A 20,204-nucleotide genomic window follows, 5' to 3' on the forward strand; every position below is an offset into this window, starting at 1 on the left:
AGACCGGTAGCCGGTCATGGTGCTTGGGAAACAGGGACTCCAGCCGCCATATCTGCTTCTCTGTCTGGCAGGAAGGTTGCTCGTTGTCACCTCCGTCAGCTCGAGAGTTTGCATCGCGCAAGCCGACAGCGCTCAAGCAGGACAATGGATCCTAACCCCGATGTTCATCTCGGCCAATACGAAGCTATAAATAAGGTGGAGTCCGCAAACCGTGTTGATCAGCTGTGCGAAACTTGCGGACCCCTGAAGGGTCATCTGGTTCGAGCGACGCTTAAACCAGAGCTTGGCGGGCTCAGACTTTGTCAATCGAATTTCCTCTGTCGGCCAACATGGCCCAGCGGGTCACGAATCTGGAGAGATCGGACATCTGGAACATTGCCGCCTTCGCGATCTCCTCCGGTTTTGTACTGCGCTTACGTCTCAAGATTCCGGATGAAGGCTTCGGTGTCGGGGTTTGTGGTCGCATCCATTGCCGCGACGGTCAGCATTCCGTCGACCAAAAGCCTATTCGCGAGATTGCCTATGATGTGCCCCCCGGTCGTCCCTCATTATAACGAAAGTCCTTGGGGTTATACCATTCCTCGGGCGCGTCTCGGCGACCATCAAGCCTGACACCATCTTCCCCGCGTTGTTGAATGCTCCGTCAAGGCCGCCAAATTCCGATTTGGCGAGTTTGACGTGTTCGCGGTGTCGTTAGGATCGGATACGTTACGCGATAAGTCTACAGCCTTTCCGTTGGGTTGGATGATCTGGCCGGTGATCGAGTCCAGTTCTTTTTCCCTGCGAGCACCAAGAATCACGCGTGCACCATTTTACGCGCAAAGAAGCGCCGCAGCGGTGCCATGCCGCGGGAAGCGCCGGTTATGATGATCGACTTTTTCTCAAGAAGCATGGTTGATCCTCATCCAGTGTTTTTGCTTCCTACTGATTCGGTTAAGGCGATTCTTATTTTATCCGGATCATGCTCTTTGATAGCCGTTCGAATGCAAGATTGGGCTCGACGCAGACGTCTTTCGCGACACCAAGTTTACGATGCGCGGACAATCTGTGCCAGGCGCACTCCCATAAGTAGACGCAAAATGATCAGTGGTCCGCACTCAGGGGATTTTTTGGTGCCCGATCCTGGCAGAAAGCGCTCACTTAACATCTATTGCCTGCTTCAACTCTTCTAAAAAATCCTTCTCATTCAGATGGTACTCGGCACAAGCATTGGCAACGGTGTGGAAGCGGCTTATTGGGCATCCGACGCACAGCATCCTGTGGCGAATAAATACGGGGATGGTCCGGGGCCAATGGGTCATCAGATCGGCCAGAGACAAGTCGGGGTCGTCGAGGTTTGGTTTGTTCATTGATTCCTCCCTTGAAAACCAGGCTATGCGCTGGAATTTTCCAAAGGTTGTGCTGACGCAAACTTATCCTCCGACTCCACATGTGGCGCGGCTCCTAAACATGATGACGTCTCAAGATGCCTGCGAGTAGCGAACTCCCTCTGGAACGTGTTGGTCAAGCATCGAGGCGATGATACGTGTCAGCGATCGACCTTCCGGCGCGATGCTGATGCGCTGCCCAACCAGTCTTGCGAAAGGCTTGAAACGGGTTTCGATGTCTTCCAGGCAAGGCCTGAGCGTGTAGGCGCGGGGACCATAGTCGCGGCTCAGATCGTCCAGATCGAGCGCGAAGTAACACATCAATGTCTCGATCGCGCGCGCATGCAGTTGATCGTCTGCGGTCATCTCGTAGCCGCGTGATCCGGGAAAAATCGCTTGCGCTATGCGCTGCTTGTAGGCGGCCGTTGCCGGGGCGTTCTGGACGTATCCGCCCGGAAAGCGCGAGATGGAGGACGCACCAAGTCCGATCAGGGTCTGGCAGCTGTCCGCCGTGTAGCCTTGGAAGTTGCGGCGCAAGCGCCCGGCATCGTGGGCAACCGCAAGGTCATCGCCGGGGGCCGCGAAATGATCAATGCCGATAGGAACCAGTCCTGCCTCGACGAACCGCTCTGCGGCGCGGGTGGCAAGCGTGTACCGCGCCAGATCACCCGGCAGGGCGCTTTCGTCGATCAGCTTTTGACGTTTCGACACCCAGGGCACATGCGCGTACCCGAACAGAGCGATGCGGTCCGGAGCAAATGTCAGCACCTTGTCGATCGTATCTTCGATCCGTGCCAGGGTCTGGTGCGGCAGGCCGTAAACCAGATCGGTGTTCAGCGAGGTGATGCCGGCGGCGCGCAGGTCTTCGACGCAGGCGCGCGTGATGCCGAAGGGTTGCAGGCGGCCGATCGCCTGCTGCACCTCGGGATCGAAGTCCTGAATGCCAATGGACGCACGGGTCATGCCTTCCGCCGCAAGCGCATCGATCTTGGCGCGGTCAACCATCGTCGGATCGATTTCGACGGAAAATTCAAAGTCGTCTGCCGTGGGGAAGACGCTGCGGATCGCCTTGCTCAGTCGGTGGATCAACGGTGGTGGCAGGATCGTGGGTGTGCCGCCGCCCCAATGCAACCGTCCCATGCGCAGACCAACAGGCAGGGTGCCGCGCAGCATGTCCAGCTCTGCTTCGAGGGTCTCGATGTAGCTTTCCACCGGTCCGAGGGTTTGCGTGCCTTGGGTGTGACAGGCGCAGAACCAGCACAGGCGCTCGCAAAATGGGATGTGGATATAAACCGATACCGGAACATCCGGATCCAACGCCTCAAGGGCCCGCTTCTGAAAAGCCGAGCCGACGTTCGGGGAAAAAACCGCCGCGGTCGGGTATGACGTGTACCGGGGGACACGCGCGTCGAAAAGGCCAAGCGCCTTGAGTGAATCTGTATGTTCCATGTATCGATCATGAGCGAGTCGAAGCCAGAGATCTTTGCAGTAGATCAAACTTGCAGGCATAAAATGCATTGTTCTGGCGGGTTCAGGGGTTCAGGGGTTCAGGATCGCGGTCTCTTCATGTCGATTGATCGTGGTTCACCCCGTGGAAGGAGCGGGTCATCTTTTCCTGTGCAAGTCAGGCGCGCCCGACCTCTGGTTTTTTCGGAAGGCTGTGCTGGCTGGCTCGGGACTCAACCCGGCGCGTTGGGCCGGCTGAGGATGAAAGCGGCGGCACCGGTCATGGCGAGCGCCTGCAGGGCAATGAGGGCCGTGCCAAACGCAAGTACGACACTGGTGGCCAGCGCCGCGCCCATCATGGCGATCGCGAGTGCCTTGTAGCGCGGTGCGATCGCGCCTCTTGCACGCCATTCTGCGATGATCGGGCCGAACAGGCGGTGCTTGTGCAGCGCGCGGGCGAAACGCGGCGAGCCTTTGGAGAAGGCGAAGGCAGCGAGGATCACGAATGGCGTCGTTGGCAGGAGCGGCAGGACGATTCCCAGCGCGCCTGCCCCGAGTGAGAAGGCACCGAAGACTGTCCAAACATGTCTGGCGACCGGTCCGGGGCCTGCAGGCGTCGAGATGGCGGTTCGGGTCATGGTCGTGCCTAATTGAACTTTCTGGATGTTGAATGTGGCGCGCATACAACGTGAAAACCTTATTCTGATAGAAATGCTCAGATTTTACAGGTAAGTAAACCGCAAGTTTTTCCTAGCCGTTGTGTGTTACGCCTCGGCCGAGAGATAGGCGCAATCGGCCAGCGTGCCGCGGTTCAGGTCTTCGATGAAAGCGGCTTCAGCGTGGGCCAGTCGCGCCTTCAGACGGCAGCGCGGCGTGAGCGTGCAGGCATTACGGCTGGCGGCGAAGCATTCGACCAGAGCCTGGTCGGCCTCCAGGCGGGCCACCACATCGCCTAACCGGATATCATTGGCAGGCTGTGCCAGCATCGCGCCTCCGCCACCTCCTCGTCGGGTTTCCAGATAGCCTGCATTGGCCAGCGTCGAGATCACCTTGGCGAGATGGTTGCGTGAAACGCGGAACTCATCGGCGAGTTCCGCCGTGGTGAAGGGCCGCTGAGGCGCGCCCGCCATGCGCATCAACACGCGGAGGCCGTAATCGGTGAAGGAGGTGAGGCGCAAGGTCGCGGTCCTGTTTTGGTAATTGAAGTGCGCATTCGGAAACTGGTATACGTATTTTAGGTACCAATTCGCTGCGGCCCATGCAAGGACCGGGTGATGCGCGAGGGAAAGGGCCCGCGATGGATGAACTTGCTGATGCCGAAACGTTTACCGACGTGCCGCAGGAGACTGGTGCCCTGATCGAGCACATCCTGACGCGCTATCACGAGATGCACCGGGAAGATTTCGCCTCCCTCATGCCGCTGGCTGACCGGGTCGAACGCGTCCATGCAGGCGACCCCGACGCGCCCACGGGATTGGCTGATGCCATCCGGACGCTGGCCCAGGAGATGGAGGATCACATGACCAAGGAAGAGATGGTCCTGTTCCCGGCCATGCGCGCGGGCGGTGGTCCAGGCATCGAACATCCCATCGCGGTGATGCGGGCCGACCATGACGATCACGTAGAGAACATCGCCCTGATACGGCGACTCACAAACGATCTGACGCCGCCGGATCACGCCTGCGGCTCTTGGCGGTCACTCTATGGCGGGGTTGCGACGCTGTTCGACGATCTCGCAGCGCATATCGCGCTGGAGAACGACGTGCTGTTTCCGCGCTTCGAGATGCATTGAGGGGGTCATGCGACTTGCCGGCGTGACAGGTCAGGGGCGCGGCGATACAGATCGGCTTCTGGCCGCCGTGGCCGACCGGCTGACGCGGGACGGTGTCCGGCTGGTGGGCGCGCTGCGCCCGGTCTCCCCGGAAGCCGGATCAGGCCACTGCGACAGCGACCTCTGGCTTCTGCCCGATGGGCCGATCGTACGGATCACGCAGGATCTAGGCGCTGGCTCTACCGCATGCCGGATGGACGCAGGCGCCTTCGAGGAGGGCGTCGGACTGGCAACATCCCGGCTGCAGGCGGGCGGTGCGGACCTCGTGGTGCTCAACAAGTTCGGTCTCAGCGAGGCGGAAGGACGCGGCTTCCGCGCGCTGGTAGCGGAAGCGCTGGGGCGCGGCGTGCCGGTGCTGACCGGCGTCTCCGAGACCCACCTCGCGGCGTTCAACCGGTTCGCCAATGGACTGGTGACCCATATTGCGCCCGATGAGGCCGCGATCCTGGACTGGTGCCGGTCCATCGTCGGTCGCGACGCGACTCAAATAGAGGAGGTGTGAATGTACGATTCCGCAACGGATGCGCCGACCGGAGCGCTGATCGACCACATCCAAACCCGTTACCACGATACGCACCGCCGCGAATTGCCGGAGCTGATCGCGCTCGCCCGGAAGGTCGAGACTGCACATGCGACCGATCCCGATACGCCGCACGGTTTGACCCACGCGCTTGAGGCGATGGTCGTAGAGCTTGAGGCGCACATGCGCGAGGAGGAAGCCATCGTTTTTTCCTCTCTTCGCACGGGCGGCGCGGGACATGCAGCCGACGCCATTCCCCACCTGCGGGAGGCGCATGACGGCCAGGAGGCGGCGCTGAACCGGATCGCGGCGATCACCCACGGTTTCCGCCTGCCTCGTGGCGCCTGCTCACGCTGGCAGCGCCTTTATGCAGGGCTTGGCAAGTTGGTCGAGGACCTCGACGAGCACATGTATCTTGAGAACGAAGTGTTATTTCCCCGCGTCGAAGCGGGCTCATGAGCAAGCGAGGCACATATGTTTCGCCGCCCCGCATGGCGGGGGGCGATGATTCGACATACCTAGAACCGGCGGGCACAGACCCGGAACAGGCGCAGGCGAACGCTTCCATCTGCGGTCATCTCGCAACGTTCCGCGCCGCGCGCGGGGTCGGGCGGAGACCGCGCTCATTGGCTACCCGCCGATCTGGGGCGAACCGGATCGGCGTCCGGTCCCGTCCGATCTGCGTGACCAAGGCGCCGCCATCGCGCCGCCTGTGGTGGAGACCCTCAGTGCGCCGCTTTTCTTTCAACGCTGGATGCTGGACGCCTGGCAAGCGCATAGTGCGCGATCACGGGGACATCTCGGCTCCGCCACCAAAGGCGGTGATGCCTGATATAGCGCTCGCGCCTTGCCTCGGCTGGAATTACAGCTGTTATCTGCCCAGATGGGGCGACGGATACTACGACCAGACGCTGGCCGCGGCACCGCTGACCACGCTCCACCCGCAGCCCCATGACATTCCCCTCGACAAGATCATAGTCGAAACCGGCGTTTGCGCGGAGCGAAAGGACCCAACATGTCACTAGCGAACGAAGCACCCGCTCGTCTGCGACCCGGTGAGGGCGCGGTTGCGCGCTTCACCTGCTTCGCGCTTCAACCGATCCTGTCGCGAGTCGTCCGAAGGATCGCCGCGCGGCACCCCTCGCTCTTCGCGCGGCTTGGGGTCCATCAGGGCACCGATTTCGTCATCGACCCGGTCGACCTGCCCTTTGCGCTGCACCTGCGCCCCGATCCCCAGGCGCTGGTGTTTCGCGCTGTGCCGCGCGCCGCCGTGCCGCCGGCGGGCGCGGTGATCCGGGGCCGCTTCCTGCTGCTTCTGGAACTGGTCGACAGCGAGGAAGACGGCGATGCCGCATTCTTTTCCCGCGATCTCGAGGTGAGTGGCGATACCGAGGCCGTGGTGCGCTTGCGCAATGCGCTGGACGATGTCGACGGTTCCATCGCCGAGGAAACCGCCGGTATGTTCGGCGCCCCGGGCCGTGCCATTCTCGCTCGGCTGCGCCGCAGCTATGCCACCGATATCAAAAGGACCTGACCCCAGATGAGCCTTGCCGAACTGATCTGTCCCGCCGGCACCCCCGCCGCCCTGCGCACCGCCGTCGATGCTGGCGCCGATGCCGTCTATTGCGGTTTTCAGAATGCGACCAACGCGCGCAATTTTCCCGGCCTGAATTTTACCCCTGACGAACTCGCCGAGGCGGTGGCCTATGCTCATGCCAAGGGCACCAAGGTGCTGCTCGCGCTCAACACCTATCCACCGGCGGGCAAGGTTGACCTGTGGCGGCAGGCTGCCGATCTCGGCGCACGGTTGGGCGTCGACGCTTTTATCGTGGCCGACATGGGGGTGGCCGATTACATCGCGCACACCCATCCGCAGGCACGCTTGCACCTGTCGGTGCAGGCGGCTGCCTCATCGCCCGAGGCGATCCGGTATTACTGCGAGAATTTCGGGGTGAAACGCGTGGTTTTGCCGCGCATCCTGACGATCCCCGAGATCCGGCAGATCCGCAAGGAAATCCCCTGCGAGATCGAGACATTCATCTTCGGCAACCATGGCTTGATGGTTGAGGGACGGTGCAGCCTGACCAACTACCTGACCGGGCAATCCACCAACATGGATGGCGTCTGTTCGCCCGCGTCGGATGTGGAATACATTCGCGATGCCGATGGATCGATGGCATCGAAACTGGCGGGGTTCACCATCGACCGTTTCGGCGCGGACGAGATGGCCGGCTACCCCACCATATGCAAGGGGCGCTATACCGCGCCCAACCGACCCGAGGGCTATTATGCCTTCGAGGAACCGGTCAGCCTGAACCTTTCGCGGCTCTTGCCCGAACTGATTGACGCGGGCGTGCATGCCTTCAAGATAGAGGGGCGGCAGCGGTCGAAATCCTATGTGCGCGGTGTGGTCACGGCGTTCCGTGCCGCCGTCGACGATATCCGCGCCGGTCGTGCGGCCGATATCGCCGATCTGGTAGCCCTGACCGAGGGCCAGAAACAGACGCAAGGCGCGTTCGAGACCAAGAAATGGCGGTGAAATCGATGACGAAACTGACGCTGGGCCCCATCGCTTACCACTGGTCCGCCGACAAGCGACGCGATTTCTACGCGCGTATCGCCGACGAGGCCCCGGTTGACGAGGTCTATCTGGGCGAGGTGATCTGCTCGAAACGCGCACCCTTTCACGAGGCTGACCTGCCCGCAACCATCGAAAGACTAGAACGTGCGGGCAAGACTGTGATCGTCTCGACGCTCGCCGAGGTGATGCTGAAACGCGAGCGCAAGGCGACCGAGGAGATCGCCGAGATGGAGACGCCCGAGATCGAGGTGAATAACGCCGCGGGGCTGTACGCACGCGGCGCGCGCCCGCACCGCATTGGCCCGTTCATGAACGCCTATAATGAGGCGACGATTCGATGGATGGCTGGGCAGGGTGCGACGCATGTCTGCCTGCCCGCCGAACTGCCGGGTGCGGCGATCGCCGTGGCGGCGCAGGCCGCGCGCGACCTGGGGCTGGGGGTCGAGGTGCAGGTGTTCGGCCGCGCCTCGCTGGCGGTGTCGGCGCGCTGCTACCACGCCCGCGCCCACGGCCGGACCAAGGACAATTGTCAGTTTGTCTGCGAGGACGACCCCGACGGGATGCCGCTGCGCACCCGCGACGACGCCCCGATCCTGCGGGTGAACGGCATCCAGACCCAATCCGAAAGCTATCTCGACCTGCTGCCCGAGACCGCGCGGCTGGTAGAGGACGGTGTCACCCATCTGCGGCTGATGCCGCAGGCGGTGGATATGGTCGGTGTCGCGGGTCTGTTCCGGGCGGTGCTGGACGGCCGGATGGACGCGACCGGCGCGGATGCGACCCTGCATGCGCTGTGCGGTGATACGGCATTCAGCAACGGGTTTTATCACGGCGTCGCCGGCTATCGCAGGATTGCCGCGGCTGCGCCTGCCTGATCTTGTCACGAGGATGATTTTGAAATGACGACAACGACGGCAGAACAGATGCGCGCCTGGACGGGCCCTGCGATCCTGACTTACGGGTTTCGACCGTTCTTTTTCGGGGCGGCGGCATGGGCCGCGCTGTCGATGATGCTTTGGGTGCCGATGCTCTCGGGGCACCTGATGCTGCCGACGGCCTTTGATCCGGTCAGCTGGCATGCCCATGAGTTCCTGTTCGGGTATCTGGGCGCGGTCGTGGCGGGTTTCTTGCTGACTGCAGTGCCGAATTGGACCGGGCGCTTGCCGCTGGTGGGCTGGCCGCTGGGCGGGCTAGCCGTGCTGTGGCTAATGGGACGGCTGGCGGTGGCGCTCTCACTGGCCCTGCCGCCGCTCATTGTCGCCGTGGCCGATCTGGCTTTCCCGGTCGTTCTCGGGGCGCTGATCCTGCGCGAGATCGTCGCGGGCAAGAACTGGCGCAACCTGATCGTGCTGGCCATGCTGGCGGTCTTCGCGCTTGCCAACGCGGTTTTTCATTTGGAGGCCGCGCGCGGTGACTACGCCGCCCAGGGCTATGGCCTGCGGCTTGGCCTTGGCGCGGGCATCATGATGATCGCGGTGATCGGCGGCCGCATCGTGCCCTCCTTCACCCGCAACTGGCTGGTCAAACGCGGGCCAGGTCGCCTCCCGGTGCCGCCGATGCAGAGCTTTGACAAGCTGTCGCTGCTGTGGCTGCTGGCGGCGTTGCTGGCCTGGGTCGCGGCCCCGCATCACGCTGCAATCGGCTTCGCGCTGCTGCTCGCTGGGGTTTTGCATCTGGTTCGCCTCGCCCGCTGGGCCGGTGACCGGACCTTGGCCGAACCACTGGTGACGGTGTTACATGTGGCCTATGCCTTCCTCCCGCTTGGCGCGCTTGCGCTCGGTGTCGAAATCTTGTCGCCCGGCGGTCTCGGAATGGCCGGGGCCCTGCATCTGTGGATGACCGGCGCAACTGGGCTGATGACGCTGGCGGTGATGACCCGGGCCACGCTGGGGCATACAGGACAAGCCCTTTGCGCGGGGCCTGGCACCATCGCGATTTACATTGCGCTCGTGCTGGCCGTGCTGGCCCGGGTCGCGGCGGGTCCCTGGCCAGAACAGGCGGTGTGGCTGCACGGTCTGTCGGGCTTGGCCTGGATCACGGCGTTCGGTGGCTTCGCCCTACTCTACGGTGGGGTTCTGCTGCGCCTGCCGGCCGCGAAACGGATCTGAGACCTGTTGTATGGGATGGGGTGAATACACACTAGCCTTTGCGGCTTTTTTCCTGACGCATTCCGTGCCGATCCGCCCGCCCGTGCGACCTTGGCTGATGGCGCGGCTCGGGTCGGCGGGCTTCGGGCTTGCCTACTCGGCGTTGTCGCTCGGCGTTCTGGCCTGGCTGATCAGTGCCGCGGGCCGCGCGCCCTATATTCCGCTCTGGCATTGGGCGCCTTGGCAGAACCATGTCGTCCTGACCGTCATGCTGCCGGTCTGCCTGATCATCGGACTCGCCATCGCGCGCCCGAACCCGTTCTCTTTCGGCGGCGCCCGAAACGACGATTTTGAACCCGCGCGCCCGGGTATCGTCCGGCTGACGCGGCACCCGCTGCTTCTGGCGATGGCGCTTTGGGCCGGGGCGCACTTGATCGCCAACGGCGATCTGGCGCATGCTATCTTGTTCGGCACCTTCGCGGGCTTCGCCACCCTCGGCATGTGGTTGGTCGACCGGCGCAGGCGGCGTGAGATGGCCGAGACGTGGCACCGGCTCGACGCCGCGCGCCGACAGGCCCCGCTCCTGCCGGAGCCGGTGTCATGGCAAGGCGCTGCAATCCGGCTGGCACTGGGGATCGGCCTCTATGCCGCTCTTCTGTGGCTGCACCCCTGGCTCTTCGGGGTTAGCCCGCTGATGTGACGCAAGGCGCGGGCGTCAATATTTGGACGCGACAGAGGGCAGTCTTCGTGGTAATCTCAAGCGTACGTCCCGACCAATGGAGGCAAGACATGCCCGCATTGACCAGCGAAACCCTGACCATCGAAAGCTTCGAAGACAGGATGCGGCTGCGCCGGGGCATGTTCGCGCGCTGCGGGGTCAGCGTCGCGGCGCTGCACGCGGCTCGTGACCTCGAAGCAGTCGCCAAGCGCAGCGTGGAAACCTGCCTCGGCTGTACCGCGGATGCCGACTGTGCACGCTGGCTCGACGGGGCAAGCGCGCGGGACGGCGCGCCCGCCTTCTGTGCAAACCAACCGCTTATCGCCGCCTTGCAGACTGACAAGCGCCTTCGAAGCCGTCGCACCTAGCTCGTTTCGAAGGCGCTGTCGTCGGCGATATCTTCGATCCAGGTTTTCGCGGCCACCGCGCGGGGCAGGCCGAGGGGGCCGATGGCCAGAAGTGCGACCTGCGCGATTGCGGCCTGCTCGATCCCTTCGGAACGTGCGCGGCGGGTATGGGGTGCACGGCCCCTTCGGACCCGGCGCCGATGGCCAGCGCCAGCTTCACCAGCCGCCGTTCGCGGTCGCTCAGAGGCCCAGCTTCTGCCGTTGCTCGACCGAGCGCGGAATACGCCTTCCAGATGTCGGGATGCGTGTTGGCAACCTTTCCGGCGGCACCGGGCATGGATTTCACCATTTTCGTCTCCTCAGGTTTTGGGATCGTCGATCAAGGGATTGGGTCGCGCATAGCGTTCAAGCTTCGTTCGGTCTGTTATCTGGATGCGGCTGCCTTGCGCCGTGACGCCGTGGGACTGCAAGCCTTTGAAAGCGCGGCTGAGGTGTTCAGGTGTCATCCCGAGTACCGAGGCGAGGCGGCGCTTCTCGAAATCAAGGTCGAAGTCGTCCCGGCCACTGGTCTGTGCCTGCGCCCGCAGGAGGTAGTTTGCGACCCTTTCCGTAGATGTGCGCAGCTTCAGATCCTTCTGGGCCTTGATAACAGACCGATAGCATTGTGCCAGATCGGTGACGATGGCCCGGGCGAAACCGCTGTCGAGATCGAAGATGGCGCGGACTTCCTGGCTCGGGATCAGCGCGATGCGACTCTTCTCTAGCGTACGCGCCGACATGAGGTAGGGCGCACCATTGATCGTCGCTGCAAGAATGAAGGTAGAGACAGGTCTCACGGTGGCCATGCTGGTGTTCCGTTCGTTCCAGGCGGCGAACAGATCCACGGATCCAGAGAGCACCACATGCAAAAAGTCGCTCGGCTCGCCCTCGGTGATAAGTTCCACGTGAGGTGGAAAGGTCTGCACGAAGGCACCGCGCATGAGTGCCGTAAAGTTATCCTCTGCCATGGTTTCGAACAAATGCAACTGCCGAATGGCTTGATACTCGCGCTCGGGCATTCGCTCTCCTGCTAAGCTACAGCTTCTTTCGCTTGCTCACCTATTTGAACCACTACTTGATAAAAATCAATTAGACAGCCGACATTAGTGTATAAGCGCCTTGATTAATACCCATATGTTGTTAATTTTCAAAGCTTTTTTGCAAAAGCTTGATCCAGATCAAATCTATTTCTACGGTACAAATGCAGTGTCACGCCAATTCCCGAGGGGATTTCCACGCTCATTTGCAGGAGCCACCGCCATGCAGACCGTAGCCACAGCCTCGCGCGCCGATCAGACACGCGCCCTGAGCCTGAGCACGATCGCCTTCACCGCCTGTTTCGCGGTCTGGACGATCTTTTCCATCATCGGTGTCGCCATCAAGGCCGAGCTGGGCCTGACCGAGTTTCAATTCGGCCTTCTGGTTGCGACGCCTATCCTGACCGGGTCGGTCACGCGCCTGTTCCTTGGCGTCTGGACCGAGAAATACGGTGGGCGGCTGGTGTTCTCCAGCCAGATGATCCTGACGGCGCTGGCGACATGGGCGCTGACCCTTGCAGACAGCTACATCATGTATCTCATCGCGGCGCTTGGCATCGGTCTCGCGGGCGGGTCGTTCATCATCGGCGTGGCCTATGTCAGCCGCTGGTATGACGCGGGCCACCAGGGCACGGCGCTTGGCATATTCGGCGCGGGTAATGTGGGCGCGGCCGTCACCAAGTTCGTGGCCCCTTTCGTGATGGTCGCCTACGGCTGGCACGGGGTGGCCTATGCCTGGGCGGGCGGGCTTGCCATTATCGGCGTGCTGTTCTTCCTGCTGGCCAAGGATGACCCCGAACTGGTCGAACGACGCAAGACCGGCACCAAGGCCCCCAGCCTCGCGCAGCAATTCGCACCGCTGAAGAACCTGCAGGTCTGGCGTTTCTCGCTTTACTACTTTTTCGTGTTCGGCGCCTTTGTCGCGCTTGCCTTGTGGCTGCCGCACTACCTGATCGATGTCTACGCCATCGACGTGCGCTTTGCCGGTATGGCGGCGGCCTCCTTCAGCCTTTCGGCCTCGCTGTTCCGGGCCTATGGCGGCATTTTGTCGGACAAGTTCGGCGCGCGCTCGGTCATGTACTGGACATTCGGCTTCTCACTGCTTTTCCTGTTCATGCTGTCCTACCCGCCGACCGATTACATCATCCAGGGCAAGGACGGCCCGATCGCCTTTTCCACGCAGATGGGCTTGTGGCCCTTCATTGTCACGCTCTTCGCGCTTGGTTTTTTCATGAGCCTTGGCAAGGCGGCCGTGTTCAAGCACATCCCGGTCTACTACCCCAATAATGTGGGCGCGGTGGGCGGCCTGGTCGGCATGATCGGCGGGCTTGGCGGCTTCACCCTGCCGATCGCCTTTGGTGCGCTGCTGGACCTTACGGGCATCTATACGTCGTGCTTTGCCCTGCTGTTCGTGCTGGTTGGCATCGCGCTGACCTGGATGCACCTGTCCATCCGCTCGATGGAACGGTCCGCGCATGGCGAGGCGCTCGACCGGCTACCGCAACTGCCCGAGATGCGGGACATTCACCACCCCGAAAGCACCGCCATGCCGCGCGTGCTGGACGACTGGCACCCCGAAGACCCCAAATTCTGGGAGGAAAAGGGCAGGGCCATTGCCCGCCGCAACCTGTGGATCTCGATCCCGGCACTGCTTCTGGCCTTTTCGGTCTGGATGGTGTGGTCGATGGTCGTGGCCCGCCTGCCTGCCATCGGGTTCGACTTTGAACCGGGGCAATTGTTCTGGCTGGCCGCCCTGCCGGGCTTGTCGGGTGCCACGCTGCGCATCTTCTACAGCTTCATGGTTCCGATCTTTGGCGGGCGGCTTTGGACAACCATTTCAACCGCCTCGCTGCTGCTGCCCGCGCTCGGCATCGGCTACGCGGTGCAGAACCCCGATACGCCCTACCTTATCTTTCTGACCCTGGCGCTGCTGTGCGGTTTCGGCGGCGGCAACTTTGCCTCGTCGATGGCCAATATCGGTTACTTCTTCCCGAAGGCCGAAAAGGGCAACGCGCTGGCGCTGAACGCGGGCCTTGGCAACCTGGGCGTGTCGGTGATGCAGTTCCTTGTGCCCATCGTCATCACGGCGGGTGTTTTCGGCGCCCTGGGCGGTCAGCCGCAGACCATGTCTGAAGGCGGGCAGCTCTGGATGCAGAACGCGGGCTTTGTCTGGGTGCCCTTCATCCTGATCGCAACCATCGCGGCCTGGCTGGGCATGAACGACATCGCCGATGCGCGCGCCAGCTTTGCCGATCAGGCGGTGATCTTCGGGCGCAAGCACAACTGGCTGATGTGTGTTCTATATACCGGCACGTTCGGCAGCTTCATCGGCTACTCGGCGGGCTTCCCGCTGCTGACGCGGCTTGCCTTCCCCGATATCAACGCGCTGAACTACGTGTTCCTCGGGCCGCTTGTGGGCGCGCTGAGCCGCGCCGGAACCGGCTGGATCAGCGACCGTTTCGGCGGTGGCCGGGTCACTTTCTGGACCTTCGCAGCGATGATCGTGGCCACGTTTGGCGTGATCTTCTTCCTCGGGGTCGGCTCTTTCATCGGCTTCTTTGCCTGCTTCATGGCGCTGTTCTTTCTCACCGGCGTCGGCAATGCCTCCACCTTCCAGATGATCCCGGTGATCATGGGCCGCGAAGTGCCGCGCCTGATGCCCGAACTCGGGCTGGAGGAGCGCAAGCGGCAGATCGCCATGGAATCGGGTGCCATCACCGCCTTCACCAGTGCCATCGCGGCCTATGGCGCCTTCTTCATCCCAAAGGCCTACGGCACATCCATCGCGATGACCGGAACGGCCGTGGGCGCGCTCTGGGGCTTCCTGATCTTCTACGCGATCTGCGTGGCGATCACATGGGCCGTCTATACCCGCCCCGGTGGCCTTCTTCATGACATCGAACACGGCAACGCACCCGATGCGGCCGCCCAACCCGCCCAATAACGAAAGGAAAGCCAGATGAGCCATCTGCTTGACAGACTGAACTTCTTCCAGAGCAACAAGCTGGAGAAATTCTCCGACGGTTGGGGCCAGACCACGTCCGAGAACCGCAATTGGGAGGACACCTACAGAAACCGCTGGCGGCACGACAAGATCGTGCGCTCGACCCACGGGGTGAACTGCACCGGGTCGTGCTCGTGGAAGATCTACGTCAAGTCCGGCATCGTGACCTGGGAGACGCAGCAGACCGACTATCCGCGCACCCGCGCGGGCATGCCCAACCACGAGCCGCGCGGCTGCGCGCGGGGGGCTTCTTACAGCTGGTATCTCTATTCCGCCAACCGGGTGAAGAACCCGCTGATCCGGGGCGCCCTGATGCGCGCCTGGCGGCAGATGCGCGCGAAGATGGCCCCGGTGGCCGCCTGGGCCGCGATCCAGAACGATCCGGCCTTGCGCGCCTCGATCACAAAAACGCGCGGCAAGGGCGGGTTCGTGCGCGCCACCTGGGACGAGGCGACCGAGATCGTCGCCGCCGCCAACGCCTATACCGCCAAGACCTACGGCCCCGACCGGGTGTTCGGCTTCTCGCCGATCCCCGCGATGTCGATGGTCAGCTACGCCGCCGGCACCCGCTACCTGAGCCTTCTGGGTGGCACCTGCATGTCGTTCTACGACTGGTATTGCGACCTGCCGCCCGCCAGCCCGCAAACATGGGGCGAACAGACGGACGTGCCCGAAAGCGCCGACTGGTACAACGCGGGCTTCCTGATGCTCTGGGGCTCGAACGTGCCGCAGACCCGCACGCCCGACGCGCATTTCTACACCGAGGTCCGCTATCGCGGCACGAAGTCAGCAGTGGTAAGCCCCGACTATTCCGAGGCCGCCAAGTTCGGCGATATCTGGCTGAACCCGCAGGCGGGCACCGACGCGGCGCTGGCAATGGCGATGGGCCACGTGATCCTGCGCGAATACCACCTTGACCGGCAGGCCGAGTATTTCGAGGACTACGCCCGCAAATACACCGACATGCCGATGCTGGTGCGGCTGGACGAAAAGGACGGCCACCTTGTCCCGGGCCGGATGCTGCGGGCCGAGGATTTCGACGGCAAGTTGGGCGAGACCAATAATCCTGACTGGAAGACCGTGGCCTATGATGAGGCCTCGGGCCAGATCGTTGCCCCCAACGGGTCCATCGGGTTCCGCTGGGGCGAGGAAGGCAAGTGGAACCTTGAGCAACGCGCCAAGGAAACCGATGCCCAACTGCGCCTGAGCCAGATTCTAGATGGCGACCATGACGAGGTTGTGGGAGTCGATTTCCCCTATTTCGGCGGTGCCGCGACGGGCGATTTCGTCAAATGCGACCACCCCGAGGTGTTGACCCGCAACATTCCCGCCCGCCGCGTCACGCTCGCCGACGGCCAGTCAGCGCTGGTCGCCACGGTCTTCGACCTGTTCTGTGCCAATTACGGGCTGGACCGTGGACTTGGTGGCGATTGGGTGTCGAAGGATTTCGACGACGACAGCCCCTACACCCCCGCCTGGGCCGAGAAGATCACCGGTGTAGAGCGTGAGAAAATCATCGCCGTGGCGCGCGAGTTCGCAGGCAATGCAGAGAAAACCCATGGAAAATCCATGGTCATTCTCGGGGCTGGTCTGAACCACTGGTACCACATGGACATGAACTATCGCGGCATCATCAACATGCTGGTGATGTGCGGCTGCATTGGTCAAGAGGGCGGCGGCTGGTCGCATTACGTGGGGCAAGAGAAGCTGCGCCCGCAGACCGGCTGGCAACCGCTGGCCTTCGCGCTGGACTGGAACCGCCCGCCGCGGCACATGAACTCCACCTCCGCCTGGTATGCCCATACCGATCAGTGGCGCTACGAGACGCTGAGCGCGGGCGAGATCCTGTCGCCCACCGCGCCGGAGGGCGATTGGGATATCAGCCTGATCGATTACAACATCCGCGCCGAACGCATGGGCTGGCTGCCGTCCGCCCCACAGCTGAAAACCAACCCGCTGGAGGTATCAAAGGCGGCCAAGAAAGCTGGCAAGGACATTCCCGCCTATGTCGCCGAACAACTGAAATCCGGCGCGTTGCAAATGTCCTGCGAGGACCCGGACGCGCCCGAGAACTGGCCGCGCAATTTGTTTGTGTGGCGCTCGAACCTGCTCGGGTCTTCAGGCAAGGGGCACGAATATTTCCTCAAGCACCTTCTGGGCACCGATCACGGCGTGATGGGCAAGGATCTGGGCGAGGAAGGGCAGGCCATGCCGAAAGAGGCCGTCTGGCATGACGAGGCACCCAAGGGCAAGCTTGACCTGCTGGTCTGCATCGACTTCCGCATGTCCACCACCGCCGTCTATTCCGACATCGTCCTGCCGACGGCGAGTTGGTATGAAAAGGACGACATGAACACGTCCGACATGCACCCGTTCATCCACCCGCTGCAGGCGGCGGTGGACCCGGCCTATGAGAGCAAGTCCGACTGGGAGATCTTCAAGGCGATTGCGAAGAAATTCTCCGAGGTCGCGCCCGAGGTACTGGGGGTCGAGACCGATATCGTGCAGCTTCCGCTTTTGCACGACACACCGGGCGAGTTGGCGCAGGCCCATGTCAAGGACTGGAAAAAGGGTGAATGCGACCTGATCCCGGGCAAGACCGCGCCCAACTATATCGCGGTGGAACGGGATTATCCTAACCTTTACAGGAAGTTCACCTCCATAGGCCCGCTCCTGGAAAAGCTTGGCAATGGCGGTAAGGGGATCAACTGGAACACCGGTGATGAGGTGCAGGCCCTCCGCGACCTCAACGGCGAGGTTCTGGACGAGGGTGTCTCCAAGGGACAGCCGAAGCTTGAGACAGCCATTGACGCCTGTGAAATGATCCTGATGCTTGCGCCGGAAACCAACGGCAATGTCGCGGTCAAGGCGTGGGAAGAACTGGAGAAACCCACCGGGCGGCACCACGCGCATCTGGCCGAGGGCGAGCATCACAACAAGATCCGCTTTCGCGATATCGCGGCACAGCCGCGCAAGATCATCTCGTCGCCCACATGGTCGGGCATCGAGAGCGACAAGGTCAGCTATAACGCGGGCTATACCAATGTGCACGAGTTGATCCCGTGGCGCACCCTCACTGGGCGACAACAGCTCTATCAAGATCACCTGTGGATGCGCGCCTTTGGCGAAGGCTTCGTGGGCTACCGCCCGCCGGTCGACCTCAAGACCATCACCGCCGCCGTCAACAACGACGCGGCCGAGGGCAGCCCGCATGTGGTGCTCAACTTCATCACGCCCCATCAGAAATGGGGCATCCACAGCACGTATACCGACAACCTCTTGATGTTGACGCTGAACCGGGGCGGACCGGTCGTGTGGATGTCCGAGGTAGACGCGCAAAAGGTCGGGTTGGTCGATAACGATTGGGTCGAGGCCTACAACATCAACGGCGCGCTGACCGCGCGAGTGGTGGTGTCCCAGCGGATCAAGCAGGGCACACTGTTCATGTATCACGCGCAGGAAAAGATCGTGAACACGCCCGGCTCCGAGAAGACCGGCCATCGCGGTGGTATTCACAACTCGGTCACCCGTGCCACGCTCAAGCCCACGCACATGATCGGCGGCTACGCGCAGCTTTCCTACGGGTTCAACTATTACGGCACCGTTGGCAGCAACCGCGACGAATTCGTGATCGTGCGCAAGATGAAGAAGATCGACTGGCTGGATCAGCCCGCAACCGGAAAAGTGGAGGCAGCGGAATGAGAGTTCGTGCGCAAATCGGCAAGGTCCTGAACCTTGATAAATGCATCGGGTGTCACACCTGCTCGGTGACCTGCAAGAACGTGTGGACGACCCGCGAAGGCGTTGAATACGCTTGGTTCAACAATGTCGAGACCAAGCCCGGCACCGGCTATCCCACTGACTGGGAAAACCAGAAACGCTGGAACGGGGGCTGGGTGCGTTCGGCGAGCGGAAAGCTGCAGCCTAAGCAGGGGGCCAAGTGGCGAATTCTGGCGAATATCTTTGCCAACCCCTCGATGCCCGAGATCGACGACTATTACGAGCCGTTCGATTTCGACTATGATCACTTGAAATCCGCGCCTGACATGGATCATTTCCCGACCGCGCGCCCGCGCTCTGCGATCACCGGCGAGCGTATGGAAAAGATCGAAAAGGGCCCCAACTGGGAGGAAATCCTCGGCGGCGAGTTCTCCAAGCGGTCGCAGGACTACAACTTCGAGAATGTGCAGAAGGAGATCTATGGAGAGTATGAAAATACCTTCATGATGTACCTGCCGCGCCTGTGCGAACATTGTCTGAACCCGACCTGTTCGGCGTCGTGCCCCTCGGGCGCGATCTACAAGCGCGAGGAGGACGGCATCGTCCTGATCGACCAGGAGAAGTGCCGCGGCTGGCGGATGTGCATCTCGGGCTGCCCCTACAAGAAGATCTACTACAACTGGGAAAGCGGCAAATCCGAGAAATGTACCTTCTGCTATCCGCGCATCGAGTCCGGCCAGCCGACCGTGTGTTCGGAGACCTGCGTCGGTCGCATCCGTTATCTGGGCGTGATCCTCTATGATGCCGACAAGATCGAGGAAGCGGCCAGCGCCGAACGCGAGACCGATCTCTATGGCGCACAGATGGATGTGTTCCTTGACCCCAACGATCCGGAGGTGATCGAAGCGGCGCGCCGTGACGGCATTCCCGAGGACTGGATCGAGGCGGCGAAGGTCAGCCCGGTCTGGAAGATGGCGATGGATTGGAAGGTAGCCTTCCCGCTGCACCCGGAATACCGCACCCTGCCGATGGTCTGGTATATCCCGCCGCTCTCACCCATCCAGAACGCCGCGCAGGCGGGGCAGATCGCGATGAGCGACCAGATGCCCGACGTGCGCTCATTGCGAATCCCGGTGAAGTACCTCGCCAACATGCTAACGGCGGGCGATGAGGAGCCCATCGTGCACGCGCTGGAGCGGATGTCGGCCATGCGGCTTTACATGCGGGCCCTCAGCGTCGATGGCGTGCGCGACGAGGCGATTGCCGCCCGCGTCGGCATGTCGGGCCGGGTGATCGAGGACATGTACAAGATCATGGCCATCGCCGATTACGAGGACCGTTTCGCGATCCCCACGGCGCACCGCGAACAGAACGAAGACGGGGCTAACATTCGCGGCGGCTGCGGCTTTACCGATGGCAATGGCTGTTCTTCCGGCGAAACCGGCAAGACGACGCTCTTTGGCGGAAAGAAGAAGAATTTTGCCCTTCCGACGGAGACATTCTGATG

The 20,204-nt window shown here is 62.3% G+C and carries 18 protein-coding genes; 13 read left to right on the forward strand and 5 right to left on the reverse strand.

The features are described from left to right. Positions 1–329 precede the first annotated feature (329 nt). The gene (locus tag ACSSV4_RS12445; RefSeq protein ID WP_454275501.1) at positions 330–554 is read left to right on the forward strand and encodes a hypothetical protein; all 225 of its coding nucleotides are present in this window, start codon (positions 330–332) and stop codon (positions 552–554) included. Positions 555–1,136: 582 nt separating this feature from the next. Here the strand turns inward: ACSSV4_RS12445 and ACSSV4_RS12450 are convergent. The 4 genes from ACSSV4_RS12450 to ACSSV4_RS12465 form a co-directional block, all read right to left on the reverse strand. Further along, positions 1,137–1,349, reverse strand: a complete 213-nt coding sequence (locus ACSSV4_RS12450) for a DUF1858 domain-containing protein (protein ID WP_454275502.1) — start codon at positions 1,347–1,349, stop codon at positions 1,137–1,139. 111 nt (positions 1,350–1,460) lie between these two features. After that, positions 1,461–2,816: an oxygen-independent coproporphyrinogen III oxidase gene (hemN, locus tag ACSSV4_RS12455; protein ID WP_454275503.1), complete on the reverse strand. Its 1,356-nt coding sequence runs from the start codon at positions 2,814–2,816 to the stop codon at positions 1,461–1,463. Positions 2,817–3,046: 230 nt separating this feature from the next. Then, entirely contained in the window at positions 3,047–3,496 is a 450-nt protein-coding gene (locus ACSSV4_RS12460) for a YbaN family protein (RefSeq protein ID WP_454275504.1), read from the reverse strand. An 81-nt stretch (positions 3,497–3,577) separates the two neighbouring features. Beyond that, the gene (locus ACSSV4_RS12465; RefSeq protein WP_454275505.1) at positions 3,578–3,991 is read right to left on the reverse strand and encodes an Rrf2 family transcriptional regulator; all 414 of its coding nucleotides are present in this window, start codon (positions 3,989–3,991) and stop codon (positions 3,578–3,580) included. 119 nt (positions 3,992–4,110) lie between these two features. On the opposite strand from ACSSV4_RS12465, the gene ACSSV4_RS12470 reads away from it, so the two are divergent. The 9 genes from ACSSV4_RS12470 (at position 4,111) to ACSSV4_RS12510 (ending at position 10,918) form a co-directional block, all read left to right on the forward strand. Beyond that, on the forward strand, positions 4,111–4,605 hold the full coding sequence (locus tag ACSSV4_RS12470) for a hemerythrin domain-containing protein (RefSeq protein WP_454275506.1): 495 nt from the start codon (positions 4,111–4,113) through the stop codon (positions 4,603–4,605). A 7-nt stretch (positions 4,606–4,612) separates the two neighbouring features. Then, positions 4,613–5,146 (forward strand): DUF2478 domain-containing protein, encoded by a 534-nt coding sequence (locus ACSSV4_RS12475; protein ID WP_454275507.1) that lies wholly within the window; start codon positions 4,613–4,615, stop codon positions 5,144–5,146. Beyond that, positions 5,147–5,623 (forward strand): hemerythrin domain-containing protein, encoded by a 477-nt coding sequence (locus ACSSV4_RS12480; RefSeq protein WP_454275508.1) that lies wholly within the window; start codon positions 5,147–5,149, stop codon positions 5,621–5,623. Positions 5,624–6,179: 556 nt separating this feature from the next. After that, positions 6,180–6,698: a ubiquinone anaerobic biosynthesis accessory factor UbiT gene (ubiT, locus tag ACSSV4_RS12485; protein WP_454275509.1), complete on the forward strand. Its 519-nt coding sequence runs from the start codon at positions 6,180–6,182 to the stop codon at positions 6,696–6,698. Between the two features lie 6 nt (positions 6,699–6,704). Continuing rightward, the gene (gene ubiU / locus ACSSV4_RS12490) at positions 6,705–7,703 is read left to right on the forward strand and encodes a ubiquinone anaerobic biosynthesis protein UbiU (RefSeq protein WP_454275510.1); all 999 of its coding nucleotides are present in this window, start codon (positions 6,705–6,707) and stop codon (positions 7,701–7,703) included. A gap of 5 nt (positions 7,704–7,708) precedes the next feature. Then, complete coding sequence (ubiV, locus tag ACSSV4_RS12495; RefSeq protein WP_454275511.1) at positions 7,709–8,620, forward strand: ubiquinone anaerobic biosynthesis protein UbiV; 912 nt, start codon at positions 7,709–7,711, stop codon at positions 8,618–8,620. A 24-nt stretch (positions 8,621–8,644) separates the two neighbouring features. Then, the gene (locus tag ACSSV4_RS12500) at positions 8,645–9,853 is read left to right on the forward strand and encodes an NnrS family protein (RefSeq protein WP_454275512.1); all 1,209 of its coding nucleotides are present in this window, start codon (positions 8,645–8,647) and stop codon (positions 9,851–9,853) included. An 82-nt stretch (positions 9,854–9,935) separates the two neighbouring features. After that, entirely contained in the window at positions 9,936–10,532 is a 597-nt protein-coding gene (locus tag ACSSV4_RS12505) for an NnrU family protein (RefSeq protein WP_454275513.1), read from the forward strand. 89 nt (positions 10,533–10,621) lie between these two features. Beyond that, positions 10,622–10,918 (forward strand): DUF6455 family protein, encoded by a 297-nt coding sequence (locus ACSSV4_RS12510; protein ID WP_454275514.1) that lies wholly within the window; start codon positions 10,622–10,624, stop codon positions 10,916–10,918. 338 nt (positions 10,919–11,256) lie between these two features. On the opposite strand, the gene ACSSV4_RS12515 is transcribed toward ACSSV4_RS12510, so the two are convergent. Continuing rightward, complete coding sequence (locus ACSSV4_RS12515; RefSeq protein ID WP_454275515.1) at positions 11,257–11,955, reverse strand: helix-turn-helix domain-containing protein; 699 nt, start codon at positions 11,953–11,955, stop codon at positions 11,257–11,259. Between the two features lie 241 nt (positions 11,956–12,196). On the opposite strand from ACSSV4_RS12515, the gene ACSSV4_RS12520 reads away from it, so the two are divergent. Genes ACSSV4_RS12520 through narH form a run of 3 tightly spaced genes read left to right on the forward strand, consistent with a single transcriptional unit; the run spans position 12,197 to position 20,202 of the window. Then, entirely contained in the window at positions 12,197–14,917 is a 2,721-nt protein-coding gene (locus ACSSV4_RS12520) for a nitrate/nitrite transporter (protein ID WP_454275516.1), read from the forward strand. Between the two features lie 15 nt (positions 14,918–14,932). Next, a complete protein-coding gene (locus tag ACSSV4_RS12525) occupies positions 14,933–18,679 on the forward strand; it encodes a nitrate reductase subunit alpha (protein ID WP_454275517.1) in 3,747 nt (1,248 codons plus the stop codon). Beyond that, a complete protein-coding gene (narH, locus tag ACSSV4_RS12530; RefSeq protein ID WP_297771718.1) occupies positions 18,676–20,202 on the forward strand; it encodes a nitrate reductase subunit beta in 1,527 nt (508 codons plus the stop codon). The genes ACSSV4_RS12525 and narH overlap by 4 nt, the downstream gene beginning before the upstream one ends. Positions 20,203–20,204: the final 2 nt, after the last annotated feature.

This window comes from Roseovarius sp. MBR-154 (assembly GCF_053628595.1).